Source organism: Arthrobacter sp. OAP107 (genome assembly GCF_040546765.1).
Taxonomy (GTDB): Bacteria; Actinomycetota; Actinomycetes; order Actinomycetales; family Micrococcaceae; genus Arthrobacter.
Genome location: NZ_JBEPOK010000001.1, coordinates 3651017 through 3676505 on the forward strand (window position 1 = coordinate 3651017; position 25489 = coordinate 3676505).

At 68.5% G+C, this 25489-nt stretch carries 19 protein-coding genes; 4 read left to right on the forward strand and 15 right to left on the reverse strand.

All coding sequences use genetic code 11. From position 1 onward, the window contains the following. The first annotated feature begins 125 nt into the window (after positions 1–125). Positions 126–1034 (forward strand): LysR family transcriptional regulator, encoded by a 909-nt coding sequence (locus ABIE00_RS16820; RefSeq protein ID WP_354263396.1) that lies wholly within the window; start codon positions 126–128, stop codon positions 1032–1034. 84 nt (positions 1035–1118) lie between these two features. On the opposite strand, the gene gatB is transcribed toward ABIE00_RS16820, so the two are convergent. The 4 genes from gatB to ABIE00_RS16840 all read right to left on the reverse strand — a co-directional run bounded on the left by gatB (position 1119) and on the right by ABIE00_RS16840 (position 6157). Then, entirely contained in the window at positions 1119–2624 is a 1506-nt protein-coding gene (gene gatB / locus ABIE00_RS16825; RefSeq protein WP_502914225.1) for an Asp-tRNA(Asn)/Glu-tRNA(Gln) amidotransferase subunit GatB, read from the reverse strand. Then, the gene (gatA, locus tag ABIE00_RS16830) at positions 2624–4198 is read right to left on the reverse strand and encodes an Asp-tRNA(Asn)/Glu-tRNA(Gln) amidotransferase subunit GatA (protein WP_354261862.1); all 1575 of its coding nucleotides are present in this window, start codon (positions 4196–4198) and stop codon (positions 2624–2626) included. Before gatA ends, gatB begins: the two co-directional genes overlap by 1 nt. Positions 4199–4201: 3 nt before the next feature. Continuing rightward, positions 4202–4498, reverse strand: a complete 297-nt coding sequence (gene gatC, locus ABIE00_RS16835) for an Asp-tRNA(Asn)/Glu-tRNA(Gln) amidotransferase subunit GatC (protein WP_354261863.1) — start codon at positions 4496–4498, stop codon at positions 4202–4204. A gap of 165 nt (positions 4499–4663) precedes the next feature. Next, the gene (locus ABIE00_RS16840; protein ID WP_354261864.1) at positions 4664–6157 is read right to left on the reverse strand and encodes a CitMHS family transporter; all 1494 of its coding nucleotides are present in this window, start codon (positions 6155–6157) and stop codon (positions 4664–4666) included. Between the two features lie 199 nt (positions 6158–6356). Here ABIE00_RS16840 and ABIE00_RS16845 point away from each other — a divergent pair, with 199 nt between their 5' ends. Next, positions 6357–8099 (forward strand): sensor histidine kinase, encoded by a 1743-nt coding sequence (locus tag ABIE00_RS16845; protein ID WP_354261865.1) that lies wholly within the window; start codon positions 6357–6359, stop codon positions 8097–8099. 62 nt (positions 8100–8161) lie between these two features. Further along, complete coding sequence (locus ABIE00_RS16850) at positions 8162–8824, forward strand: response regulator (RefSeq protein ID WP_354261866.1); 663 nt, start codon at positions 8162–8164, stop codon at positions 8822–8824. 111 nt (positions 8825–8935) lie between these two features. Here the strand turns inward: ABIE00_RS16850 and ABIE00_RS16855 are convergent, their stop codons facing one another. Together ABIE00_RS16855 and ABIE00_RS16860 are read right to left on the reverse strand one after the other, a co-directional pair. After that, entirely contained in the window at positions 8936–9319 is a 384-nt protein-coding gene (locus ABIE00_RS16855; protein WP_354261867.1) for a RidA family protein, read from the reverse strand. A gap of 42 nt (positions 9320–9361) precedes the next feature. After that, positions 9362–9874 (reverse strand): GNAT family N-acetyltransferase, encoded by a 513-nt coding sequence (locus tag ABIE00_RS16860; RefSeq protein WP_354261868.1) that lies wholly within the window; start codon positions 9872–9874, stop codon positions 9362–9364. A gap of 198 nt (positions 9875–10072) precedes the next feature. On the opposite strand from ABIE00_RS16860, the gene ABIE00_RS16865 reads away from it, so the two are divergent. Continuing rightward, positions 10073–10585 (forward strand): cupin domain-containing protein, encoded by a 513-nt coding sequence (locus tag ABIE00_RS16865; protein WP_354261869.1) that lies wholly within the window; start codon positions 10073–10075, stop codon positions 10583–10585. 60 nt (positions 10586–10645) lie between these two features. Here the strand turns inward: ABIE00_RS16865 and ABIE00_RS16870 are convergent, their stop codons facing one another. From ABIE00_RS16870 to ABIE00_RS16910, 9 genes are all read right to left on the reverse strand, one after another. Beyond that, complete coding sequence (locus tag ABIE00_RS16870; protein WP_354261870.1) at positions 10646–11485, reverse strand: inositol monophosphatase family protein; 840 nt, start codon at positions 11483–11485, stop codon at positions 10646–10648. Further along, entirely contained in the window at positions 11482–13836 is a 2355-nt protein-coding gene (gene ligA, locus ABIE00_RS16875; protein WP_354261871.1) for an NAD-dependent DNA ligase LigA, read from the reverse strand. The genes ABIE00_RS16870 and ligA overlap by 4 nt, the downstream gene beginning before the upstream one ends. 67 nt (positions 13837–13903) lie before the next feature. Then, entirely contained in the window at positions 13904–14545 is a 642-nt protein-coding gene (locus ABIE00_RS16880) for a hypothetical protein (RefSeq protein ID WP_354261873.1), read from the reverse strand. An 88-nt stretch (positions 14546–14633) separates the two neighbouring features. Then, complete coding sequence (locus tag ABIE00_RS16885) at positions 14634–19106, reverse strand: type VII secretion EssC family protein (RefSeq protein WP_354261874.1); 4473 nt, start codon at positions 19104–19106, stop codon at positions 14634–14636. Beyond that, on the reverse strand, positions 19103–19807 hold the full coding sequence (locus tag ABIE00_RS16890) for a hypothetical protein (RefSeq protein ID WP_354261875.1): 705 nt from the start codon (positions 19805–19807) through the stop codon (positions 19103–19105). Before ABIE00_RS16890 ends, ABIE00_RS16885 begins: the two co-directional genes overlap by 4 nt. Before the next feature lie 79 nt (positions 19808–19886). Beyond that, complete coding sequence (locus tag ABIE00_RS16895) at positions 19887–21554, reverse strand: serine/threonine-protein kinase (RefSeq protein WP_354261876.1); 1668 nt, start codon at positions 21552–21554, stop codon at positions 19887–19889. Then, positions 21551–23254 (reverse strand): hypothetical protein, encoded by a 1704-nt coding sequence (locus ABIE00_RS16900; protein ID WP_354261877.1) that lies wholly within the window; start codon positions 23252–23254, stop codon positions 21551–21553. Before ABIE00_RS16900 ends, ABIE00_RS16895 begins: the two co-directional genes overlap by 4 nt. Beyond that, positions 23241–24119 carry a PP2C family protein-serine/threonine phosphatase gene (locus ABIE00_RS16905; protein WP_354261878.1) on the reverse strand — a complete coding sequence of 293 codons (879 nt, stop codon included), beginning with the start codon at positions 24117–24119 and terminating at the stop codon, positions 23241–23243. Before ABIE00_RS16905 ends, ABIE00_RS16900 begins: the two co-directional genes overlap by 14 nt. Beyond that, positions 24116–25486: an RDD family protein gene (locus ABIE00_RS16910; RefSeq protein WP_502914291.1), complete on the reverse strand. Its 1371-nt coding sequence runs from the start codon at positions 25484–25486 to the stop codon at positions 24116–24118. The genes ABIE00_RS16905 and ABIE00_RS16910 overlap by 4 nt, the downstream gene beginning before the upstream one ends. Positions 25487–25489 lie beyond the last annotated feature (3 nt).

The following is a 25489-nucleotide window of genomic DNA, read 5'->3' on the forward strand; positions in this document are numbered from 1 at the left end:
TAACGTTCGGCATGCGGTGGCATGCGGGGAAATCTCCCTTCATTAGAGCCACTCGAGACCAATTAGCACAAGGGGAATTTTCTCAATCGACGATTAAGGAATTGCTAAGGAATAGGATGAACGCCATGGAGATCCACCAGCTCGAAATGCTGCGCGAGCTTGGCGCGCTGGGAAGCGTCAAGGCAGTGGCCGATACCCTGCTCGTCACGCCGTCGGCCGTGTCCCAGCAGCTCGCCCAGCTGCAGAAAAGCGTCGAGGTGCCGCTGACGCGCAAGGAGGGCAGGAACCTGGTCCTTACGGAGGCAGGCCAGGTGCTCGCCGACGCGGGTGCCGCCGTCGTCAGCGCCATGGCCGATGCGCGGATGGCGATCGGCGCGTACCACAGCTCCACCGTGGCGCCGGTGACCGTGAGCGGTTTCCACAGCGCGGGGCAGGCGCTGTTTGCGCCGCTGGCCCGGCTGCTGGACGGGCCGGACAAGCCGAAGGTGCTGCTCTCCGACGAGGACGTGGCGCAGCAGGATTTCCCGGCGCTGACGGCACGGTACGACCTGGTGCTGGCGCACCGGATGGACCACAGCCCCAAGTGGCCGGAGGAAAGGGTGGCGGTGATTCCGCTGGCGCATGAGCCGCTGGATGTGGCGCTGCCGGCTGGCCACCGGCTGGCGGGGCAGGCGGCGCTGACGGCGTCCGACGTCGTCGGCGAACCCTGGGTGACCAGCCGCGCCGGCTACTCCCCCGCGGACGTGCTGTCCGCCGTCGCCGCGGTGTCCAGCCGGGAGCTGAACATCGTGCACCGGATCAATGACTACTCGACGGTGGCTGCGCTGGTGGCGTCCGGAAGCGTGATCGGCCTGCTGCCGCGGCACACAGCGCGGCCGGTGCTGAACCCGGACATCGTGCTGCGGCCGCTGCACGGGATCAGCACCCGGCGGCGGATCGATATCCTGGCCCGCCCGGAAAACCTCAAGCGCGCGTCGGTCCGGGTGGTGTGCGAGGCGCTGCAGGACATCATGGCCCGGCTCAGCCACGGTTAAACCCAACTGGGTCGCAGTTAATGTCGTTATGAGCCCTCAAAACGACATTAACTGCGACCCAGTTTCGAATCGGGTCAGAGGCGGCTAGACGGTGACGCCGAGCTTCTCCAGGATCAGCTCGCGCACGCGGTTGGCGTCGGCCTGGCCGCGGGTGGCCTTCATGACGCCGCCGACGATGGCACCAATCGCCTGCACCTTGCCGCCGCGGATCTTGTCCGCGACGTCGGGCTGCGCGGCCAGGGCTGCGTCGATTGCTTCCAGGAGCGGGCCGTCGTCGGAGACCACGGCGAGGCCGCGCTTCTCGACGACCTCGGCCGGGGTGCCTTCGCCGGCGAGCACGCCGTCCAGCACCTGGGAGGCCATCTTGTTGTTGATCTTGCCCGCGTCCACCATGCGGCTCAGCTCCACGATCGTGGCAGGCTCGATGCCCAGCTGGCCGGGGTCGACGTCGGCGTTCTTGGCGCGGCCCACGATCTCGCCCATCCACCATTTGCGGGCCACGGATGCCGTGGCGCCGGCGGCGATGGTTTCCTCGATCTCGTCCAGCACGCCGGCGTTGACGACGTCGCGGAACTCCAGGTCCGAGTAGCCCCAGTCCTGCTTGAGCCGCTTGCGGCGCTCGGCCGGCGGCTCGGGCAGGGTGGCGCGGAGCTCCTCCACCCATTCCCGGGAGGGAACCACGGGAACCAGGTCCGGCTCCGGGAAGTAGCGGTAATCGTCGGCGTCGGACTTTGCCCGGCCCGACGTCGTCGTGCGCGTGTCCTCGTGCCAGTGGCGGGTTTCCTGGATCACCGGCTCGCCGGAGTCCAGGACGGCGGCGTGCCGCTGGATCTCGTAGCGGACGGCGTGCTCGACGGCGCGCAGCGAGTTCACGTTCTTCGTCTCGGAGCGGATGCCGAAGCGTTCACGGCCGTGCGGGCGCAGCGAGACGTTGGCGTCGCAGCGCACGTTTCCGCGCTCCATCTTGGCGTCCGAGACGCCGAGGTTCTTGACGATTTCCCGCACGGCGGCGACGTAGGCCTTGGCGAGTTCGGGGGCGCGGGACCCGGCACCCTCGATCGGCTTGGTGACGATCTCCACGAGTGGAACGCCGGCGCGGTTGTAGTCCACCAGCGAGTATTCCGCGCCCTGGATGCGTCCGGCCGAGCCGCCCAGGTGGGTCAGCTTCCCGGCGTCCTCCTCCATGTGCGCACGCTCAATCTCGACCCGGAAGACGGTGCCGTCCTCGAGTTCGATGTCCAGGTAGCCGTCATACGCGATCGGCTCGTCGTACTGGGACGTCTGGAAGTTCTTCGGGGTGTCCGGGTAGAAGTAGTTCTTCCGGGCGAAGCGGCAGGATTCGGCGATCTTGCAGTTCAGCGCCAGGCCGATCTTGATGGAGGACTCCACCGCGGTCTTGTTCACCACCGGCAGGACGCCGGGCATGCCCAGGTCCACCTCGTTGACGTTGGTGTTGGGCTCATCGCCGAACACGTTGGGCGCGGAGGAGAACATCTTGGTCTTGGTGTTGAGCTCGACGTGGACCTCGAACCCCAGGACGGGGTCGTATTTCTCCATGGCCTCTTCGAAGCTCAGGGTTGCGTCAGACATCAGTGTGAACCTCCGTGGCTCGAGGCAGCGGCAGTTGAAGCAGCGAGTTCGGGTGCCTTGTCCAGCAGCGGACCGCCCCACTTCGCTTCCAGCAGGGATTCCAGGACAGCGCCCACCCGGTAGAGGCGGGCGTCCTCGCGTGCCGGTGCCAGCAGCTGGATGCCGACAGGCAGTCCATCCTCGTCGGCCAGGCCGCCGGGCAGGGACAGGCCGGGGACGCCGGCCATGTTGGCGGGGATGGTGGCGACGTCGTTGAGGTACATCGCCAGCGGGTCATCCAGCTTCTCACCCAGCTTGAACGCTGTGGTGGGCGCGGTGGGGGAAATCAGGACGTCAGCCTTGGCGAAGGCGGCCTCGAAGTCGCGCTGGATGAGCGTGCGCACCTTCTGGGCGGAGCCGTAGTAGGCGTCGTAGTACCCGGCGGACAGCGCGTACGTGCCCAGGATGATGCGGCGCTTGACCTCGTCGCCGAAGCCGGCGGCGCGGGTGGCGCCCATGACGCGCTCGATGGTCAAGGGCGGATCCTCGGGGAGCACGCGCAGGCCGTACCGGACGCCGTCGAACTTGGCCAGGTTGGAGGAGGCCTCGGACGGCATGATCAGGTAGTAGGCGCCCAGGGCGTACTGGAAGTTGGGGCAGGACACCTCAACGATCTCCGCGCCGGCCTCCTTGAGCAGCTCCAGCGATTCATTGAAGCGGTTCTCGACGCCGGCCTGGTAGCCCTCGCCGTGGAGTTCCTTGATGATGCCGATCTTCATGCCGTCCACGTTGCCGAGGCGCGCCGCGGCCACGAGGTCGCCCAGCGGGTCCGGCAGGGAGGTGGAGTCGTGCGGGTCATGGCCGCCGATGACCTGCTGCAGCAGCGCCGAGTCCAGGACGGTGCGCGAAACCGGGCCGATCTGGTCCAGCGAGGACGCCATGGCGATGGCACCGTAGCGGGACACGCCGCCGTAGGTGGGCTTGACGCCCACGGTGCCGGTGACGGCGCCGGGCTGGCGGATGGATCCGCCGGTGTCCGTGCCGAGCGCCAGCGGCGCTTCGAAGGCTGCGACGGCAGCAGCGGACCCGCCGCCGGAACCGCCGGGGATGCGGTCCAGGTCCCACGGGTTGCGGGTGGGGCCGAAGGCCGAGTGCTCGGTGGAGGAGCCCATGGCGAACTCGTCCAGGTTGGTCTTGCCTAGGATCGGCATCTTGGCGGCGCGCAGCTTCTTGACGACCGTGGCGTCGTACGGGCTGTGCCAGCCTTCGAGGATCTTGGAGCCGGCCGTGGTGGGCTGGCCGATGGTGACGATGAGGTCCTTGACGGCGATCGGGACGCCGGCGAGCTCGTGCAGCTCCTCGGCAGCCTGCCCTCCGGCGGCGCGGATGGCGTCCACCTCGGCGGCGACGGCGAGTGCTTCCTCGGTGTTGACGTGCAGGAACGCGTTGACGCCGCGTTCTCCCCCGTCGACGGCGGCGATGCGGTCCAGGTGCGCCTGGGTGACCTCGACGGCGGTGACCTCACCGGCGGCGAGCTTCGCGGCCAGCTGGGCCGCGGAAAGACGGATGAGTTCCGTGCTGTTGGTTTCAGTCATGTTCTAGTCCTCATCCAGGATTGCCGGGACCTTGAAGCGGTCTGCGTCCGAGTCCGGAGCGCCGGAGAGTGCCTGCTCCGCGGTGAAGGTGTGGCCCACCTCGTCCTCGCGGAACACGTTGCTCAGCGGAATCGGGTGCGAGGTAGCCGGAACGTCGTCACCTGCGGCCTCGCTCACGGACTTAACCGCCTCTACGATGACGGCAAGTTCGCCGGCCATCCTGTCCAGCTCTTCAGCACTCATCTCAATGTGCGCGAGCCGCGCTAGGTGCGCGACGTCGTCACGGTTGATCGCAGCCATGGATCTCCCTGCAAGTTCGGAATGGGTTTCCGAACTAGTCTACTGTCACGTTGCCCTGCGACTTTCCTGCTACTCACCTTCCGGCCAAGCGGACTTTCGGCCGGGCAAGACGAAGCAGAGTGCGGAAATGTTCCACACTCTGCTTCCGTCATTGGTTGGTCCGGGCTAGTGGATGCCGATTGCTCCTGTGAGCATTCCCACTCCGAGCATGACGAGGGCCACTACCGCGCTCCGCCAGAGGACCTTTTTGTGGTGGTCGCCCAGGTCTACCTTGGCCAGGGAGACCAGGAGGAGGATGGCGGGAACCAGCGGGCTCTGCATGTGGAACGGCTGGCCGGTGATGGAGGCACGGGCCATCTCGGCGGCGCTGATGCCGTAGTGGGCCGCCGTCTCGCTCAGGACGGGCAGCACTCCGAAGTAGAAGGCGTCGTTGCTCATGAAGAACGTCATGGGGATGCTGAGGACGCCGGTGATGACTGCCATGAGCGGGCCCATGCTTGACGGGATGATCTGCACCAGCCAGGCGGACATGGCCTCAACCATGCCGGTGCCCTTCAGGACGCCGGTGAGGACTGCGGCGGCCATAACCATGCTGACCACCGCGACGATCGACGGCGCGTGGGCCACGACCTGTGCGGCCTGGTCCTTGACGTGCGGGAAATTCACCAGCAGGGCGATGGCGGAACCGACCATGAAGACGTACGGCAGGGGCACGAGGTCGGCGACGAGCATGCCCATGACGGCGACGGTGAGGGCCAGGTTGAACCACTGCAGCTTGGGGCGCAGGGTCTTGCGGTTGGGGTCCAGGGCGGTGTCGGCCATGGCGGTGTCGCTGCTGTCGACCAGGATCTCGGTCCGCTCCAGGACGGCGACGGATGAACCTTCAGGGGAACCGCCGATGGCGGGGCCTCCCGTTGCGGGGACAGGTGCAGACCCACGACCAGAACGGCCCGAACCGCCGCTGCCGGTGCGGCCGCCCCCGGCGGGAGTACCGCCGTCGAACCCTTCAGCAGTGTCCGGCGTTCCCCAGATCTCCGGCTGCGTGGCGCGGAGGCGGTTGCGTTCCTGCAGGCCCAGGATCCAGGCAAAGACAAGGACGACGGCGAGACCGGCGACCAGCGACGGAATCATGGGGACGAAGACTTCGTTGACGTCGATCTTCAGGGCGCTGGCGGCGCGGGCGGTGGGGCCGCCCCAGGGAACGATGTTCATGGTGCCGTTGGCCAGGCCGGCCACGCAGGTGAGGACCACCGGGCTCATCTTCAGGCGGAGGTAGATCGGCAGCATGGCAGCGGTGGTGAGGATGAAGGTGGTGGAACCGTCGCCGTCGAGCGATACGGCAGCGGCCAGCAGCGCGGTGCCCAGGACCACCTTGGCGGGGTCATTGCCGAGCTTGCGCAGAATGAACCGGACCAGCGGGTCGAACAGCCCGACGTCGATCATCAGGCCGAAGTAGATGATGGCGAACATCAGCAGCGCCGCGGTGGAGGTCATGGACTTCATTGAGTCCATGACCATGTCGCCGATGCCGAGGCCGGCGCCTGCAAAAAGACCGAAAACGGTGGGGACGATGATCAGCGCCAGCACTGGCGTCAACTTCTTCGTCATGATCAGCACCATGAAAACCGCGATCATGGCGAATCCAAGTAATACCAGCACAGCCGGCTCCTTTTAGTGAACGGCACCACCCCGGTGTGATGCGTACTACAGAGATTAGAGTGGCCCCGATCACGGCAGTGCCTTTGGCTCAATTGATTGGCATACTGCTTATTGGGAGCATTTTGCGCATTTTGCTCAAACGCCCTGCTGCCGGCATGGAACGGCAGCCTGCAGCCCGTTCGACCCACAGAGGAGTGCCATGATGAGCCCCGCCGGCAGGCTTCCGCTCAGGTTCTCCACCCAGACATTGCTCCTGCAGCTGGGCGTGGTTCTGCTCGTTGTGCTCCTCAGCGGCGCGGTACATGCGTGGCTGACCTTTGAACGGCTGGGCCGCGAGGCGGAAAACCAGGCGCTGACCCTCGCCCGGACCGTGGCCTCTGACCCTTCGGTGCGCACCAATGTGCAAGCCATCAGCCGGCAGGCGGGCACTCCCCCGCCCGCTGAGTTGAAGGCCGGGCCGCTCATGGCGGTGGCCGAGGGCGCCCGCACCCGCACCGGTGCCCTGTTCGTTGTGATCACCGACGAGACAGGGCTGCGGCTGGCCCATCCCGACGCTGACCGGCTGGGTGAGCGGGTCAGCACTGACCCGTCCGAGGCGCTTGCTGGCCGCGAAGTGACGACACGCAACACCGGCACGCTGGGTCCGTCGGCCGGGGCGAAGGTCCCGGTGTTTGCGCCGGGCGCCACCTCCGGTTCGGGTACCGGCTCCGGCTCCCGGACCGTGGTGGGTGAAGTGAGCGTTGGCTACTCAACCGAGTCCATCGGGCAGAGCCTGGCCCGGGACATCGTGCCGATCGTGCTCACCGCGGCCGGCTCGCTGGCCGCCGGGGTCCTGGCGTCGTTCCTGCTGCGGCGCCGGCTGCAGCGGCTCACGCTCGGCCTCGAACCCGAGGAGATCGGCGCCTTGGTTCACGATCAGGTGGCCGTCCTGGAGGGGGTGGACGAGGGCGTGGTGGGCATCTCCGCCGACGGCCGGATCAGCGTGTTCAACGCCGGCGCACAGCGCCTCCTTGGCCAGCCCGACCTCGCCGGCCGGCTGTGGCAGGACGCACCGGTGCCGGCCCGGCTCAAGGCCCTGACCCTGCCCGATGCCCGGGAGGGCGAGGCGGTGGAACTGGTGGCCGGCGAACAGGTTCTCGTGGCCAGCGCCCGTAAGGCGCTGCATCGCCGCGAAGACTTGGGCTGGGTGGTCATGCTGCGTGACCGCACGGAGCTTCAGCACCTCACCCGGCAGCTCGACGCGGTCGGAACCATGTCCACCGCCCTGCGTGCCCAGCGGCACGAGTTCGCCAACCAGCTGCATACGATCGCCGGGTTCATGAGCATCGGCCAGCACCAGCAGGCGCGCGCCTACCTTGAGCGGCTCGCCGCCACCGGCCCGCTGAAGTTTCCTGTGGACCAGGCCGAACTGCTGCAGGACCCGTATCTGCAGGCGTTCATCGGAGCCAAGGGCGTGGAGGCGGACGAGCGCGGGGTATCGTTGCGGATCGGGCCCGAAACCCTGGTGCGCGGCCAGGTGACGGAGCCGCAGGACGTTACCACGGTGCTGGGAAACCTGATCGACAATGCGGTCAATGCGGCGGTGGCCGGTACGGCCGCCGAGCGCTGGGTTGAACTTGAGCTGCTGGATAGCGAGGGCGACGGCGGCGGCACCACCCTGCACGTCGTCGTCGCCGATTCCGGCGACGGACTGCCGGACGGCGGCGATCCGGAGGCCGTGTTCGCGGAGGGGTTCACGACGGCGGCCGGCAATGGTGTGCGGGGGGCGGTCCGGGCCGGTGGCGGCCAGGGGCTGGGCCTGGCTCTCGCACGGCAATTGGCGCGGCGGCGCGGCGGCGACGTCACGGTGCTGGAGCCGGGCAACGTCGGTGGCCCGGGCGCCGTGTTTATGGCTACTTTGCCCGGCACCACCACCGCGGCCGCCACGGCACGGAAAGAGTGATGGGCGCGCAACGACTGATGAATGCCGGACAAGCCTGATGGAGACCGGACGGAAGGACGAGGATGTCTGAGGATTTCAGGGTGCTGATCGTGGATGACGACTTCCACGTCGCCAAGCTCCACGCCGCCTATGTGGACTCAGTGGCGGGGTTCCTGGCATTGCCGCCGGCGGGTTCGGCGTCCCTGGCACTGCAGTCCATCCACAGCCTGCGCCCGGACCTGGTGCTGCTGGACGTGTACCTGCCGGACGCCTCGGGCCTGGACCTCCTGCACCAGCTGGACGTCGACACCATGATTCTCAGTGCGGCATCCGATGCGGCGTCGCTGCGGACAGCGTTCCGGCGCGGTGCCCTCGGGTACCTGCTCAAGCCATTCACGGCGGAGTCGCTGTCCCAGCAGCTACGCTCCTACGCACGGTACCGGCGGATCCTTGGCCAGCCCGGCGCCCTGGACCAGGAAACCGTGGAGCGGGCGAAGCGGGCGCTGATTCCTGGTGACGTCTCGCCATCGGCCAAGCCTCGTTCGGCGACGGAGGCGGCGGTGCTGGAGTCGCTGATCCCCGGTGAACAGTACTCAGCGGCCGATGTTGCGGGCCGGGTTGGCGTATCCCGTGCCACCGCCCAGCGGTACCTGTCCTCGCTGGCGGACGACGGCGCCGTCGAGATCCAGCTCCGTTACGGCACCACCGGCCGGCCCGAACACCGCTACGGCCTCCCTGCTTCTTAGCCCCCGTCTGACGCGCGAACGCACACTTAAGCCCCGTCGCCCACCGCGAACGTACAGCTGAGGCCCCCTAACCATCGGATTAGGGGGCCTCAACTGTACGTTCGCGCTCTGCTAGTTGGCGCTCTTCTGTGCGACCAGCTCGATCTCCACGAGCATTTCCGGATCCAGGAACGGCAGCACGTGGACCAGCGACAGCGTGGGGCGGATCTCGCCGAAGACCTCGCCGTGTGCACGGCCGGCGTCCTCCCATTTGCTGATGTCCGTCAGGTACAGCTTGGACTGCACGACGTCTGCGAGCGCGAAGCCGGCGTCGGCCAGGACAATCTCGAGCTTCTTCAGGATGAACCGGGTCTGCTCGTAGAAGTCGTTGCCGACGATGCCGTTCTCGCCGCTGGCAGACGTGGCCGAGATGTAGAGGGTGTTGTCCACCTGAACCGCGCGGGAGTAGCCGAGCTTCTGTTCCCAAATCGAGCCGGTGCCGAACGTCTTGCGCATGCTGCTGCGCCTTTCACTAGGGGGTTTTAAGTCGGCTCCACTCTAGGCGGGCCGGACCTCCAGCCTGAAAACCAGCAGCTTTATGTCGGTGCCGGGCACATACCAGTCGCGCTCGGGCACGCGCCGGAAGCCTGTCTTTCGGTACAGCCCGTGGGCGCTCTCCCAGTCTCCGCCGGTGGTCAGTGCCACGGCACGGATCCCATCCAGCGATCTGGCGTGCGCAATGATCGCTTCGACCATGGCGAGACCGGCACCGCTGCGCTGCACGGCAGGGTCCACTACCAACATGCGGAACTCCAGCTCGTCGTCGAGCGCGATATCGGCGTACTTCTCACCGGCCAGCGCCAGCGTCACCGAGCCAACAATCGTGCCCGCGCGCTCCGCCACCCAGATGGTGGCCCGTTTCGCCCGGGTGGCCACGTCCTGGATCTGCTTCATGTACGGATGGTCCGGGGTCTCGAAGTAGCCGGCCGCCAGATAGGCGTCCCGGGTGATGCGGGCGATGGCCGCAAAGTCGGCGGGGACGGCGGGACGGACGGTGATCTGCGGCTGCACCCGTCAATGGTAGTGCCGGCCCGCGGATGCGCCGCGCGAAACAGCTGTTTCCGTGACTGAACTATCAGGTCCGTGCTGACACAAATACGGAGCGCTCGCTTTGAATTCGGTGTAGACCCGAAGGCCCGCCGGGACCATAATGCCTGCACCACATGTACAAACAGCATTTCGCAGTGCATTGGAATGAAGGGAAGACCCGTGAATGAGGAAGGGGCTCCGCGGCTTACCGTCGTGCAGCCCGGACAAGGCAGGGAAGCACAGCTCGGCGGCATCGGCGTCGTGTTCAAGCTCTTCGGCGAGGACACCAGCCAGCAGCTGTCCATCGTGGAGCATCCGTTCCCGGTGGGCGCGCTGGTGCCGCCGCACATCCACACCCGCGAAGACGAGTACTCGATCGTCATTGAGGGCGAAATAGGGTTCCGGTCCGGGGGCCGCGAGGCGGTCCTGGGCGCAGGCGGGTACATCACCAAGCCACGGAACGAACTTCACGCCATGTGGAATGCGGGCAAGGTGCCTGCCCGCATGATCGAGGTGATCAGCCCGGCCGGTTTTGAGCACTTCTTCTGGGGCCTCGCGGACCACGTCGAGGCCGGTCTGCCGGACCCCGAGGCGATCGAGAAACTCGCAGCCCACTTCGGCCTGCGCTTCGCAGAGGCGCCCTGGCTGCCGGACATTATTGCGCGCTACAACCTGACCCCGCCGCTGATGTGAACCGCCGGGCCGTGTGAACCGCCCGGGCCGCAATCGGGCCCGGGCAGCGGCGCATGTGACCTAGAGCGGGAACCTGCCGGACATCTCGAGCGTGCCCGCGCAGGTCCAGGCCGACAGCCGTTCCTCGGCCGAGGGCCCTCCCTCGAGCGGGCTGGTGAGCCGCGGGCGCCGCACCCAGCACCCGGCTTCCTCGGCCACCAGCGCACCCGCGGCGAAGTCGTGCTCGTTCAGGCCACGTTCGCCGAAGGCGTCGACCGTCCCGTCGGCAACCATGCACAGGTCCAGGGCAGCCGAGCCGAGCCGGCGGACATCGGCGAAGCCGTCCACAAAGCCTCCAAGGGCCGCGAACTGCTCCGCGCGCACCTCCGGGTCATAGCTGAAGCCGGTGGACAGGAGCTGGCCGGTGCGGCCGGGAACCGGACCGGTGAGCTGCACCCGCTTTCCGTCCTGCTCCAGCCAGGCGCCCTGGCCCCGGGAAGCGTAGTACACGCGCCCCAGCGCGGGGGCATGTACGACGCCGGCCAGCCACACGCCGTCGGAATCGGCAACAGCCACGGAGGTGGCGTAGTAGACGATATTGCGGATGAAGTTGGTGGTGCCGTCCAGCGGATCGATGGACCACCGCAGCCCTGTGGGGTTTTCGGGGCTCGTTGTCCCGTGTTCCTCGCCGGTGATCACGTCATCCGGGCGCGCACTGCGGATGGCGGTGCGGACGGCTTCCTCGGCGGCAACGTCGAAGGCGGTGACCCAGTCGCCGGATTCGCCCTTGTTGGCCACCGTCCCCGAGTCCAGGGCGCCGTTGCTGCGTTCGGCGAGCACTCCGGCCCCGGCCGCCGCGGCGGCCCTGGCCACGTTGAGGAGCCCGGTCACGTCCAGGCGGCTTGCAGTATCCAGTGTCACTCGGAGTCCTCCCCGTTGCCCGAAACGGCGGTTGCCTCGGGATCGTCAGTTTTCTCTTCAGGTTCCCCGGCGGCAGCCGCAACCCCGTCAGCGCCAGCCTCATCAGCCACGCCCAGGTCGTCGGTCACGGCAGGCCCGTTGACCAGCAGTTCCCGGAAACCGTCTTCGTCCAGGATGGGCACACCCAGCTGCTCGGCCTTGTCCCGCTTGGTGCCGGCGTTGTCACCGGCCACCAGGTAGCTGGTCTTCTTCGACACCGATCCTGCCGCCTTGCCGCCGCGGACCAGGATGGCTTCCTTGGCCTCGTCGCGGCTGAAGCCTTCCAGGGTTCCGGTGACCACCACGGTCAGGCCCTCGAGGGTGCGCGGTGTGGACTCGTCCCGCTCGTCCTTCATCCGGACCCCTGCGGCCGCCCAACGGTCGATGATCTCGACGTGCCAGTCCTCGGCAAACCATTCCTTGAGGGCCGCGGCAATGGTGGGGCCGACCCCGTCCACGCCCGCAAGCTCCTCCTCGGAAGCCTGCCGGATGGCGTCCATGGTGCCGAAGTGGTTGGCCAGGGCGCGCGACGCCCTGGGACCGACATGCCGGATGGACAGCGCCACCAGGACGCGCCACAGCGGCTGGGTCTTGGCTTTTTCGAGTTCGGTGAAGAGCTTTTCGGTGGTGGCTGTCGGCTTCGAGGGCGTCTTGGCCGTGCCCTTGCTGTAGAAGTAGGGCACCAGCTCGAACTCGCCGGTGGGAACGCCCTTGGACCGCTTCTCACGCCGGATCTTCACCGGTTCCAGGTCTTCCGGCTTCAGGTCGAACAGGGCCGCCTCGCTGACCAGCGGTGGAACCTCGGGTTCCGTCGGCTGGGTCAGCGCGATCGCGGCCTCCCAGCCGAGGGCCTCAATGTCGAGCGCTCCGCGGCTGGCCACATGGAACACGCGCTCACGCAGCTGCGAGGGGCAGGACTTGGCGTTGGGGCAGCGGATGTCCACGTCCCCTTCCTTCCCGGGTGCAAGCGGCGTGCCGCAGGACGGGCATTCCGTGGGCATCACAAAATCCCGCACGGGCGGGTCCTGCTGGTCCCGGAGCGCCAGCACCGGGCCGACGATCTCCGGAATGACGTCCCCGGCTTTCCGGAGCACCACGATGTCGCCGATCTTGACGCCCTTGGCCTTGACCACGTCCTGGTTGTGCAGGGTGGCCATGCCCACGGTGGAGCCCGCGACCTTAACCGGCTCCATGATCCCGAACGGCGTGACCCGGCCGGTGCGGCCGACGTTGACCGCGATGTCCAGCAGCTTCGTGTGCACTTCCTCGGGCGGGTACTTGTACGCGACGGCCCAGCGCGGAACGCGGGTGGTGTAGCCCAGGGCGCGCTGGGTGGCGAAGTCGTCGATCTTCACCACGATGCCGTCAATCTCGTGAAGCAGGCTGTGCCGCTTGTCCCCGTATTTCTCGATGAATGCCAGCACCTCGGCGGGGCTGCCGAGAACCTCGAAGTACGGGCTGACCGGCAGTCCCCACTCCGCCAGGAGCCGGTAGGTCTCCGACTGGCTGGCTGCCTGCAGGCCCTCTCGGGCGCCGATTCCGTGGACGAACATCTGCAGCGGGCGCTTGGCGGTTTCTGCCGGGTCCTTCTGCCGGAGCGAGCCGGCCGCGGCATTGCGCGGGTTGGCCAGCGGCGCCTTGCCCGCCTCAATCAGCGCCTCGTTGAATTCGGCGAACGCCTTGGACGGGATGAACACCTCACCGCGGATTTCCATCTCGGCGGGAAAACCGCTGCCGCTGAGCTGCTGCGGGATTTCCTTGATGGTGAGCACATTGTGCGTGATGTCCTCGCCGGTGGTGCCGTCACCGCGGGTTGCGGCCCGGACCAGCCTGCCGTCCCGGTAGAGCAGGTTCACGGCGAGGCCGTCGATTTTCAGTTCGGTGAGCCAGGCGGCATCCGGATTGCCGGACTTGGCGACCCCTGCCTCGGCCTTGGCGATCCAGGCCTGCAGTTCGTCGATGGAGAACACGTCCTCCAGGCTGTACATCCGCTGGAGGTGTTCGACGGCGGCAAACGCCGCGGACACTTCGCCGCCAACCTCCTGCGTGGGCGAATCATTCGAGACGAGCTCCGGGTGCAGCGCCTCGAGTTCCTCCAGCCGGCGAAAGAGAGTGTCAAACTCGGCGTCGGAGACGAGGGGTTCGTCCTCCTGGTAGTACGCGAAGCGATACTTCCGGACGAGGTCCGCCAGGTTCTCGTACTCATCCCGAACCGACTCAGAGGGAATGGCTTCCGGCTCAAGCTGGTCAGTTCCGGTGGCTGCGCTGGTTACCGTAACTGCGTTATCTGTGGGGCCTGATGGTGTGCTCACAGACCTATCTTGCCTTACGGCACGGACATTTTGCCGAGGCGGCAGGCCTCCCCTGCCGGCAAGAGTCCTACCAGTGGCCGGGGCGGTTCCGGCTCCACAGGGCGAAGGCCAGTCCGCCCAGACCCACCAGGAGGACGCCGCCCATGATGGCGAACAGGCCGAAGATGCCGATGCCGGAGCCCTTGTCGGCGACTATGACGGCGGCAGCCTGGCTGGCCTGGACCGGGGTGGGGATCGGCTTGGTCCAGGTGGATTCGGCCGCGGGGGTGGAGTACGACGGGCCGGGGGTGGCGGAGGCAGAGGGGACCGGAACCGCGGCGGGTGTCGCCACCACCACGGCGGTCCCGGCATCGGGGGCCTGCGGGGCTAAAGGCGTCATCGCGGGAGCGGGGACGGCCGGCGCGGGTGCAGGGGCAACGCGCGGCGCCGCAGGCGCCACGGGCTGTACAGGAGCGGGGGCCGGCGCAGGTGCCTTCCGTGCCGGCGGCGGAGCCGGCGCCGGGGCGGGGGCCGGGGCCGCCGTCGTCGTCGTCGGAGCCGGGGAACCGGACGACGGCGGGGCAACCGGTACCGGTGATTCAGTGCACGGTTGCTCGGGCAGGCAGGCCGCCTGCGCCGCTCCGGCGGCGCCGGCCGCAACGCTGAAAGCCAGCATGGCCGCGGCGATACCGGGCAGCAGCGCGCCCCGCAGACGGGTGATTCGGATCATGGAAGTACCTTTGCAGCCGCGCAGGATACCCCGCGCCCAGTTTTGTCCCGGGTATCTTCCTACAGTCCGGCGCGGCGCGCCAAATCGGCTACTGCCGGTTTTCCGGCGGCATCGCGATCTGGAGCTTGCGCACCTTGCCCCTGCCCACGATGAAACCGCGTCCCGGAATGAAGTCCGTGCCGACCCGTCCGAGCGAGGTATTGAGGAGGCTGTCGCCGTCGATATCACCCGGATTAATCAGCAGTCCCCGCCTGCCCGACTTGAACGGCTGCGCCAGCGACCATGCCGATGACCAGGTGGATGTTTCGGATTCCCCCACCACCCACTGGTCCGCCTTGATGGCCGCCGCCACCAGCCTTTCGATGCCGGATTCGGCCAGGGTGTCCGTGAACTCCGTGAGTCCCTCGATGAAAAGGGCCACCTTGCCCGGGTTGGCCGAGGCGTGGTCCGTGAGCGCCTCCACGGCCTCTTCGACGTCGTCTGCGCCCACCAGCGAACGGTCCCAGACTGGCAGGGAGGCCACGGCGGACTTCCTGGCGGCAAGGTACACCAGTTCGGCGCCGGGGTTGGACCGGCGCAGCGCGTAGGCCATGGTCACCAGGGCCACGGTGCGGCCGGCGCCGGGCGGACCGGCGAGCAGCAGCGGGCCCCTGGCCATGAGCGTTGCAGGCTGCAGTGTTTCGTCGTCCACACCGATGACGGGAAGGTCCGGGAGCCCGGCGGGCAGGATGTCCAGGTCGATCTGCTCGGGCAGCCGCTCGATCCGGGGAGCCCGTTCCACGCCCTGACGAAGCATGGCCTCGCTGAGTTTGTGCACTTCGCGCGCCTGCAGGGCCAGGTTGGAGTTCCCGCCCAGGACGGCCAGCTGCACCTCGTGGCCGCCCAGCAGTCCACGGCCGGGCGGCGAGGCCTGGCCCAGGACGTCCTTCGGCACGTCCATGGTGAGGTAGTCGTCCTCCGCGGACAGCCGCAGCACCAGCCGCCGCTGGATGGAGGCAAGCAACGACGCCGGGACGGAGTTGGGCCGGTCACCGGTGACAACGAGGTGGATGCCCAGGGGACGGCCGTCCGTGGCCAGCTGCAGGAAAAGGTCCCAGAGGCCGGAAAGCTTGCTGTACTCGTAACCCTCGCGGAAGGCCGACATGCCGTCGACCAGCACAAAGATGCGTTTTTCATCCGGCAGCCCGGCGAGCTCGCGGTACTCGCCGATGGTGGAGGCCCTGACCTCGGCGAAGCGCCGTGCCCGGTCCTCGGCGAGATCGCTGAGCCAGCGCAGGAGCCTGCCCACGCGCTCCACGTCGTCGCCGTCGATGATCCCGCCCACGTGCGGGAGCTCCTCGAGCATTTTGAGCCCGGCGGAGCCGCAGTCGATCCCGTAGACGTGGACGGGGCCGCCGCGGGGCGTGACGGCGGCCGCGATGGCAATCCCCCGCAGGGCCGCGGACTTGCCCGAGCCGCCCGTGCCGTAGATGGCCATGTTGCCGTCTTTGTCCGGTTCGTAGAAGACGGTGGGCTGGTCCTGCCGGGCGGGATCGTCCGCAACGCCGAGCAGGAGCCGCGCATCGGTGCGCGGGTTGGGCAGCAGCGAGAAATCGTAGGTCGTGGCAAGTTCGTTCAGCCACGGCTTCCGCGGCGGCTCGATGGCCAGCAGGTCCGCGGCGGCGATGACGTTGGCGGTCATCCTGGCGATGTCGTTGGGTCCTGCGGGTTCGTCCTGCACGGCGGTCTCCGGCGCCGGTGTTTCCCAGGCGGGACCGGATCCGAAGGCCATCTCCACGATGTCGATCTGCGGACGCTGGGGGCGTTCCGTGGTCCAGCCGCCGGCGTAGCCGGTCTGGAAACCCTGGATGCGGCCCGGACCGGTTTTCGCCGCCCCGCGGCCCGGGATGGAGGGGTCGAAGTACGCGGCGTCCGGAACGCCAAGGATATCCGTGGCGTCGTCCTCGTCAGCCATGCGCAGCGCCACCCGGAGGTTGGTGTTGGCGCGCAGGCTTTCCTTGATAACGCCGGCCGGCCGCTGGGTGGCGAGGATGAGGTGCAGGCCCAGGGACCGGCCGCGGGCGGCGACGTCCACCACGCCGTCCACGAACTCCGGCACTTCGGTGGCCAGGGCGGCGAATTCGTCCACCACGATCACCAAGTAGGGCGGGGCCTCCGGGTCGGCCTCCCGCTGAAGTGCGAGCAGGTCCTTGGCCTTCTTCCTGTTGAGCAGGTGTTCCCGGTAATGGAGCTCGGCCCGCAGGGACGTGAGGGCGCGGCGCACCAGGTGCGGCGAGAGGTCGGTGACCAGGCCCACGGTGTGCGGCAGGCGGACGCAGTCGGCAAATGCGGCGCCGCCCTTGTAGTCCACGAACAGGAAGCTGACGCGGTCCGGGCTGTAGGCGGTGGCCATGCCCATGACCCAGGACTGCAGGAACTCGGACTTGCCCGCGCCGGTGGTGCCGCCCACCAGCGCGTGCGGTCCCTCGTTCTTGAGGTCCAGGTGCAGCGGCTCCACCCCCTTGGATCCCACGAGGGCCCGGAGCGAGCCATTGTCCTTGCGGTTGGCGACGGCGGTGGAGCGGACGGAGTTGTTCTCCTGCCAGCGTTCGGCCACGGCCTGCGGGTTGTCGAGGAAGTCCTTGCCCACCAGCGCCGCATAGGACACGGCCCGCGGCAGGTTCGAGTCGTCCTCCACCGGCTTTCCGGCGTCGACAACCGGCGAGAGCATGCGGGCCAGCTGGCCTGCAAGTTCGGCGTCGAGGCTCTCGCAGCTCACCGGGTAAGTATGGCGTCCCAGCCGGACCTGGCCGGTGGTGGTGCCGTGCTCGCCGTCCACCGCCATGAAGTCACGGCAGGCGGCCGGAAGGGATTCGACACCGGCAGCCACCCACAGCACGTGGACGCCGGTATCCGGTCCGCGCTCCACGAGCCGGGTCAGCCGGCCGCGGTCCACCGGCGCGTCGTCCTCGACGATCACCAGCACCGAGGGCAGCACCGGCGGCGGAACGTCAGCGGTTTCTTCGAGGATGCCCGGCCGGTGCGCGGGGCCCTGCGCGGGGCCCTGCGAGCGAACAGCAGTTTCCCGCAGTTCCACGAGATCCTCGATCCGGGCCAGCAGGCTGGTGCCGCCTGCCGAGCCGGCAGCAAGGTGGTCGCCGCCGAGCGGGCTGTGGCTCGAACCGACATGCGGCAGCCACTGAAGCCAGTTCCAGCGTTCCCGGGACCGGGCCGAGGTGATGGCGGCCACGGCCACTTCCGCGGGGGAATGCAGGCCCACGAGCTGGAGCACCACTCCGCGTGCCACGTCATCGACGAGTCCGCGCGGCCCGGCGAGGCCGAACGAGCCGGCAGAGCGCAGCTGGGAAACGACCGGCACACCCTCGATCTGCCGGAACTGGTCCAGGCAGTCCTCGATCTCGCGCCGGTACTCCGTCTCGGTTTCGGCGGTGTTCGGCTCCTCGAACGGAATCCGGGACGGCACCGTGCCGAGCCCGAACCGGAGGGCCAGGAACCCGGAGTGCTCGGGCCGGTGGGTCCAGAGCAGCGGGCCGAGCTTGTAGATGGAGTCAACGGTGTCACTGACGGACGGCGCTTCCTGGAGCCGGACGGCCCGTTCCACGCGCTGCAGCTCGGTGGTGTCCTGCCGGAAGGCTGCCATGGCCTCCCGGAACTGCTTTAGCTGCTCCTTGCGTTCGCGCTTGTTTTGCAGTTTCTGGTCCACGTAGTGGCCCACGATGAACAGCGGCATCATCAGCATGAACAACATGGACAGCAGGCTCTGGGTCACCGCGAACAGCACCGCGCCCATCATCAGCGGAGCGATCAGCATGATGTAGGGGAAAGGGTGGTGGTCCTGCCGCTTGGGTCCGGCCGGGGGCACCCGCTTGCCGGGGGCGAACCGGGGCACCACCCGCGGGGAACGGTTGAAGTCAACCAGGGGCGACGTCGGGGCTGCCGCACCGCTGCGCGCCAACGGCACCACGGTCAGCCCGGTGTCACCGAGCGTGACGGTGTCGGAGGAATTCAGCGTGGCTCGGGTGACGGGCAGCCCGTCCATCTGGAGGCCGTTGGCGGAGTTCGTGTCGACGATCTCGATGCTCTCCCCCACCGTGATGCGTGCATGCCGCTTCGACGTCAGGGGGTCGGTGAGCCGGACGTCCACGTTCCGGTCCCGCCCGATGTAGCTGGTGCCGGATGGCAGCGAAAACTCCCGGCCGACGTCGGGCCCGGAGACTATGCGCAGCGTCGCCGCGGCCGGGCCGCGGTCCGCGGCGGGGCCGGCGTCGTTCGGGTTACCGAACTGGCTGCTGACCCGGGTGAGCGAAACGACGGACCCGGGCCGCAGCCCGGACTCGAGGAGGTTGTCGGCCCGGTCCAGGACGATGCCGCGCATGCCGCCGGCCACGAATGCCTCGTCGATCCGGAGGGAAAGGTTCGGCGGAGCGGGCTCGTGGCGCCGCGCGGGGTCAGCGGTCCAGAGCTCGGTGGCGATGTCCGCGACGGTGGCACGGCCGTCCACCGTAACGGCCAGGTCCTTGGCCTCGGCGGGGTCCCGGCGCAGGGTCAGTCGGATCCTCATGCTTCAACGTCCCCGCGCATCTTTTCCAGCAGGTTCAGATCCTCGGCCGTAACCAGGTGCGAGGTGACCGCGTGCTCCACGAGGCGGGCCCGGCGGTTGGTGGCCAGTTTGCCGCCGCCGCCCCGCAGTCCCGCCACTCCGGCACGGTCCAGCTTGTCGCACACGTTGTCCAGCTTCCGGTTGAACCGGGTGAGGGCCCAGCCCAGGGCCCGGGCCGCCTCCGCGGACGACGGTATGGCGCTGAATCCGGTGCCCTCCCGCCGGAGCATGGGTTCGGCGAGCGCCACGATGAGGGCCTTTTGGGAGTCCGTGAAAACCACCGGGCCGATGGTGGTGTCGCCGCCGCTGATTTCGCTGCTGGTCTCCTGCCGGAACGACGGCGTTTTCAGGTGGACGGCGAATTCGTAGGTGGTGGGTCCGGCCGTGAAGATGACGCTGGTGTGGCTGAAGACGAGCGGCAGCCGGGCGCCGGGCGAGAGCCAGGCCTGCATGCCGCCGGATCCGTCGGCCACCGTGGCGGAAAGCCGGCTGCCTACGTTGCTGAGCCACCAGATGCCGTCGTACCGGGCAATCTGCAGGAAGCGCCGGTGCAGGTACGGGTTGTCATCCACTTCGAGGTCGCCCTCGCGGCCGATGCTGAAGATGTCCTCATCGGTGGGCTCGTACCACTCGCCGCAGAAATCTATGGCCAGGTCTCCCATGTTTTCCTGTCTTGTCGTCGGGTCTGATGATGCTGGGCGGCTGTTAATGCTTCTGGCACCGCAGGGTGTTAAAGGCGTCCTAGAGACACGCGATGGAGTCCTCGCCGGCCGGTGACGCGGATCCGTCCCTGCGGACGATGATCACCTGGACACACGTGGGCTCCGCCGGATTCGCCGTGACGTCCACCCGGGTGGCCGACGTCGACAGGTAGCTTCCGCCGCCCTTGACCGTCTTGATCCGCCACTTGTAGGTGTCTCCGGGCTTCGGCTGCGGATTGGTCCAGCTGAAGCGGACCTTCCCTGCCGCGCCCGCGCTGCCGGCCAGCTTGTCGACGTCGGGCACGGACCCGTCATCGACGGCGTCGGCGGGCGGCTTGCTGACCGTTTCAGTGGGGCGGGCCTCCGGTTGCGGCGCGGCCGATGCCACCACAATGCCCACGATGACCGCCAGCACCAAGAGCGTTCCGCCGGAGATGGCGAGCCACAGGTTGCGCTTCCCGTGATCCGCCGCGTGGTCCGGCTGCTGGCCGGGTGCATCATCCTCCGCAGCCTTCGGCTGGTTGCCGCGCAGGACCGTGGCGTCGGCCCAGTCGTCCTCCGCGGGCGGACCGAACGGTGCAGGCTCACGTGCTGCCGGGGCGGCCGTCGGCGGGATGCCCGGTACCAGCCCGTTGGCCGGCTGAGGCGCGGGTACAGCGGGCATTGGCACAGGGGGCACGGGCCTCGCCGGCTGAGGAGCACCAGCCCCGTCCAACGGCTTGGTGCGGGCCGGAAAGGTGGGGGCGCTTCCGGTCCGGTCCGGGTCGATGGAGGCGACGTTGCGGACGCGCGTCTCCTCCACGCCCTCGTCCAGGTGCACGTCGTCCGGCTGGCGTTCCTCGAGCACCTCGAACGGCGTGACGGACAGGTTGAGCTCGGCCTGGATCCGCTGCAGTGCCAGGGCAAAGGCGTGGGCCGACGAGTAGCGTGAGGCGGGTTGCTTGGCCATCGCCGTCGCCAGGGCCAGTTCAAGGGATTCCGGCACGTCGGCACGGCCCAGCCGGGGCACTGGCATGTTGGTGATCCGCGAGATGAGCTCGCGCTGGGAGTTGTCGGCGCCCGGCAGCACGAACGGCGACCGTCCGGCGAGCAGTGTGTAGAGCGTGGCGCCGAGGGCCCACACGTCCACCAGCACGCCGTCGACATTTCCGTCCCTGAACTGCTCCGGCGGCGACCAGGGGATGGACATCCCGGCGTCCTCGTCGACGTCGCCGGCCAGCGTGCCCGAGATGCCGAAGTCGGTAAGCGCGGGGCGGTTGTAGTCGGTGACCAGGATGTTGGCGGGCTTGATGTCCCGGTGGGCGATGCCTGCCCGGTGCGCCGTTTCGACGGCGGAGGCCACCTGGATGCCGACGGCCAGGACCTCGTCCACGCTGAAACGCTGCCGGCGGTACCGGACATCCAGGCTGGGCCGCGAGCAGTACTCCATGGCGAGGTAGGAATGGCCGTCCTCGGTCACCTCGGCTTCAAAGATGGTGACGATGAAGGGGTGTGAGGACAGCTGGGCCATCAGGTTGGCCTCGGACTCGAAGCGGCGGCGCGCGCCCTCCGTCTTGAGTCCGGACAGCAGCACCTTCACGGCCACCTTGCGGCGCGGCCGGTCCTGCTCGTAGAGGTAGACGTCAGAGAAGCCGCCCGATCCGAGCAGGCTCACATAGTTGAAACCGGGGATGCGGGGCGGCGGTGCCGCCGGCCGCTTGGAACTCACAGGATCTCCTCAAAGCGCAAGGACACGTCATCGCCGAGTTCTGCGATGTCACCGTCCAGAACAATGGCCATCTCATTCTGGGCAAGGCGCCGCGGCGGCTGCCCCTCGCGGACCAGTACCGTGCCGTTGGTGGCTTTCAGGTCGCACAGCATCACATGCCAGCCCTCGAGCCGGACCTCCACGTGCGACCGCGAAATGTCGCCCCCGGGGCTTGCCACCTGGACCAGCCGCGGCATGATCCCGCCCTGGACCCGGGACACGGACGGCTGACGCCCGATCACCAGGGACTGTTCGAGGTCGATCAGCTCCCCCGTGGACAGCCGCAGCCGGCCCAGCCGGGGGCGCGGCACCTGGATGGCGACGTCCGGCAGTTGCGCCCCGCAGGTGAAGCACTGCCCGCTGGTGGGAGGGTTGGCGTGGCCGCCGGGGCACACGCGCGCCAGCACCAGGGGGCCGGTGCCGGCCGCGGCAGCCTGGCCGGGTTCCTGTCCCTGCCCCGGATGCTGCCCCTGCCCGGCCTGCTGGGCCCCGGCAACCGGGAGATCGCTCTTGAGGATGGTCTGACCGTCGTGGTCCCCTTCAGCAGCCTCGCCCGGCCCGGGTACGGCGCTGAACGACGACGGGACCCGGGCTGCCGCGAACGACGGCGGGACGTCGGGCGTTGCGAACGATGGCGGCGCATCAGTCGCCGGGGACGTGGGCGGCCCCTCGGGTGCCGGGGGACGGTCACCGCCCCTCGCCCACGGCACTGAGTCGATCAGGCCGGACACTGCAGGAGTTGACGGGGCAGGACCGGACACTGCAGGAGTTGACGGGGCAGGGGCTGATCTGGGCCCCTGGGCAGCTGCTTCCCTGGTCCCCGTTTCCGGAACTGCCGTCTCCGCGCCCACCGGAGCACCGCCGTCGTCCTCCTCATCCGTCCGCACGGCGGCATCCTCGATGCTGCGCACCACGGTTTTGTCCCAGAGGTGGTCGTACGAGCCGGTGAGTTCGGCGGCCGGGCTGTCCTCGGGCGGTGTCCCGGCGGCGGCAGGGCCTGACTCCGTGTATCCGGTGACGGTTTCCTGCAGTCCGGCAACTGTCTCGGCCGACGCTTCCTGCTCCGGCTCAACTGCCACGGACATGTCTTCACGGGGCGCCACGATCGTCTCCGCCGACGCTTCAAAAGGCGTTGCGGCCGCAGTAGACAGTGCCGCAATTTCCCGCTGCTCCGACGGGCCACCGCCGGATTCGACGACGCCCACGCGCAGGGACTGCAGAAGTACTGCACCTTCAGTCACCGGCAACTCGGCGGTGTGCAACGCGGCCGAGGGCAATTCAGGATGTGCTCCCGCGGCTGCCGGAACGTCCACGCGGAACGACTCGGGTGCGTCCAGCCACCGCTCGGTCCAGGTGGTGACGTTCCGGCCGTCGAGCTTTACAGGACCCGACGGGAGCTGGACTGTCAGGTCGATGTCGCCGCGCAGGAAGACCCGCAGCGAGTCGCTGAACCCGATGATCCCGAAACACGGGCTGGCGGACAGCGGCGTACCGAACCCACCCGTCACGGCGTGCAGCACCTCGGCAGTGTCCGGGCCTTTCGCCAGCAAATCCCACACAGTGCTGACCAGCGGGGCCGGAGTTTCTGGGTCCAGGATCACCGCAGTTCCCTGCCGGATGAGGCCCAGCCATCCGCCGGGGACATAGCTAGCTGCGGCCATTGACAGCGTCCTCGCTTCCGGCGCGCGGCAGCGTGTCCTCGTCTTCCGCGTCGGCGGCAGTCCGGGGCGCCGTCGTGGCCACACCGGCATCGTTGAGCACGTTCCTGGCATCGATGACGATCACCGTGATGTTGTCCCGGCCGCCGCGGCGCAGCGCCGCCTGGATCAGGGCATCCACTGCCTCCTGCGGGTCCTCCACCGTGCTGAGGATTTCCATCATCTGCGCGTCGGTCAGTTCCCCGTTGAGGCCGTCCGAACAGACCATCACCCGGTCGCCTTCCTCAATCGGCAGGAGCCAGTAGTCGGCCTCGGTCTCGTCGCCTGCGCCCAGCGCCCGTGTTACGACATGCCGGCGGGGATGGACCGCGGCCTCCTCGGCGGTGATCTCGCCACTCTCGACGAGCTCCTGAACCTCGGAATGGTCCACGCTGACCTGGGCGAGGCGGCCCTGGCTCAACCGGTACGTCCGGGAATCCCCGATGTTCATGACCAGCCAGTAGGGAACACCCATCTGTTCCACCACCACCACGCCGCTGAGGGTGGTGCCGGCCCGCGAGCCGGTGGCGGAGCGGATCGATTCGTCGGCGCTGTCCAGGTACTGCTGCACCACTCCCGCGGTGGCTGTCCGCTCCCCCCTGGCCAGTTGCGGCAGCTGGGCCAACGCCCGGACGCACAAGCCGCTGGCTACCTCGCCGGCCTCGTGGCCGCCCATGCCGTCTGCCACGGCGAACACGGGATCCGAGGCAATGTACGAGTCCTCATTGAGCTCGCGGCGAAGGCCCCTGTCCGTTCCGTAGCCGTAGCTCAGCCTGAGGCCGGGCTCGCCGCCGGCCTCAGGAGTTCCGGCCGCCTGCTGTGAATTCATGCGTGTCCTACGTTGAAGGTGCGGTCCCCGAAATGAACTGTGGTTCCGGGGCTGACAAATGCGGGCACGCCCGGCTGCAGCGCCGTGCGCATGCCGTCGGGTGTGGTGACGGCGCTGCCGTTGGTCGAGTGGCGGTCGGTGACCCAGACACCGGTGCCGTCCGTGAGCAGGTGAAGGTGCGTCTTGGAAATGGTCCTGCCCGGGTCCGGGACGGGCAGCAGCTGCGCCTGCGATTCCCCGGCGGCAGGGGCGGGGTTGCGCCCGATGAGGACGGTGCGTTCCAGGCGGAAGTCGCGGCCGTCGTCGAACGTTATCCTCAGCACCGCCTCGGGCGCGTCCTGGCGGACCCCGGCGCGCACCTGGGTGCGGTCCATGGCGTCGTCCGGGTGAACAGGGAGATCCGGGTGAACGGCGGAGGTAGGTGAGGTGTTGCGGGCAGGCGGTGCCGGGTCGACCGGGGCTTGGGAAGCGACGGTGGTCGGGGCAACGGGGGCCCGGGAAGCAACCGGGGAGGCCACCTGCTGCACCGGGGGCAAGTCCAGGGGCGCGAAGCTGTAAGGGCCTTCGATGCCGCCGGTAGCTACCGGGTTGCGGCCGTTGGCGACGTCGAAGACCAGGGTTTTGGCGGCCCGGTCGTGCCATCCGCGGAGCCTGCCGTTAGGGTCCCAGGCGCTGGAGACCGCCACGACGACGGCCCAGGCCGCGCCGAGCAGCAGCAGGGGTCCCAGGATCAGCGGGGCGGAGTCGAACCATTTGAAGACCGCGACCAGTACTGCGGCGAGGACGGCCAGCAGGATGCCGGCGCCGGTCACGATGCCCCGCAGGAACACAGCTCCGAGGCCCGGCCCGTAGCCGTCCTTGTCGGCGCTGCGGATGCCCATCAGCTGGTTGCCGATGGTGTTGCCTGAGCGGCCCTCGACACTTGCGACGGCGAACGCGTACACAAGGGTCAGTCCGGCCCCGATGCTGCCGAGAATGGTCAGCAGGCTTGTGTCGTAGATGATGAGGCCGGCGCTCCGCTTGCTGGTGATGCCGGCGAACCCGAAGGACAGCAGAACCGTCAGGATGGCCACCGGCAAAAGCCAGTCGAGGACGGCTGCGCCGAGGCGCTTGCCCGGCGCCGCCGGAACCAGCGCGAGAGTGCCTGACATGTCCGTTCCTTCCCCCAGCCCTACCGGGATGCTACCGGGAATCGGAACGGCTTGCCTCCCGCCGCGGCCGGCCATGACGGCGCGGCCGGGCAGGGCTCCCCTGTTGGGCAGCGGGGTGCCGCACGCACGGCAGAAGCTTGCCCCGGTGCGGACCGGCTGCCCGCAGCGCAGGCATGGCCCCGTCCCCTCGCCGGCTAAAGGCCTGTCCCCGGTCACAAA

Coding starts and splice junctions, on each gene's coding strand:
- ABIE00_RS16820 (WP_354263396.1), top strand. CDS start 126: ATGGAGATCCACCAGCTCGAAATGCTGCGCGAGCTTGGCGCGCTGGGA.
- gatB (WP_502914225.1), bottom strand. CDS start 2,624: ATGTCTGACGCAACCCTGAGCTTCGAAGAGGCCATGGAGAAATACGAC.
- gatA (WP_354261862.1), bottom strand. CDS start 4,198: ATGACTGAAACCAACAGCACGGAACTCATCCGTCTTTCCGCGGCCCAG.
- gatC (WP_354261863.1), bottom strand. CDS start 4,498: ATGGCTGCGATCAACCGTGACGACGTCGCGCACCTAGCGCGGCTCGCG.
- ABIE00_RS16845 (WP_354261865.1), top strand. CDS start 6,357: ATGATGAGCCCCGCCGGCAGGCTTCCGCTCAGGTTCTCCACCCAGACA.
- ABIE00_RS16850 (WP_354261866.1), top strand. CDS start 8,162: ATGTCTGAGGATTTCAGGGTGCTGATCGTGGATGACGACTTCCACGTC.
- ABIE00_RS16855 (WP_354261867.1), bottom strand. CDS start 9,319: ATGCGCAAGACGTTCGGCACCGGCTCGATTTGGGAACAGAAGCTCGGC.
- ABIE00_RS16880 (WP_354261873.1), bottom strand. CDS start 14,545: ATGATCCGAATCACCCGTCTGCGGGGCGCGCTGCTGCCCGGTATCGCC.
- ABIE00_RS16885 (WP_354261874.1), bottom strand. CDS start 19,106: ATGAGGATCCGACTGACCCTGCGCCGGGACCCCGCCGAGGCCAAGGAC.
- ABIE00_RS16890 (WP_354261875.1), bottom strand. CDS start 19,807: ATGGGAGACCTGGCCATAGATTTCTGCGGCGAGTGGTACGAGCCCACC.
- ABIE00_RS16900 (WP_354261877.1), bottom strand. CDS start 23,254: ATGGCCGCAGCTAGCTATGTCCCCGGCGGATGGCTGGGCCTCATCCGG.
- ABIE00_RS16905 (WP_354261878.1), bottom strand. CDS start 24,119: ATGAATTCACAGCAGGCGGCCGGAACTCCTGAGGCCGGCGGCGAGCCC.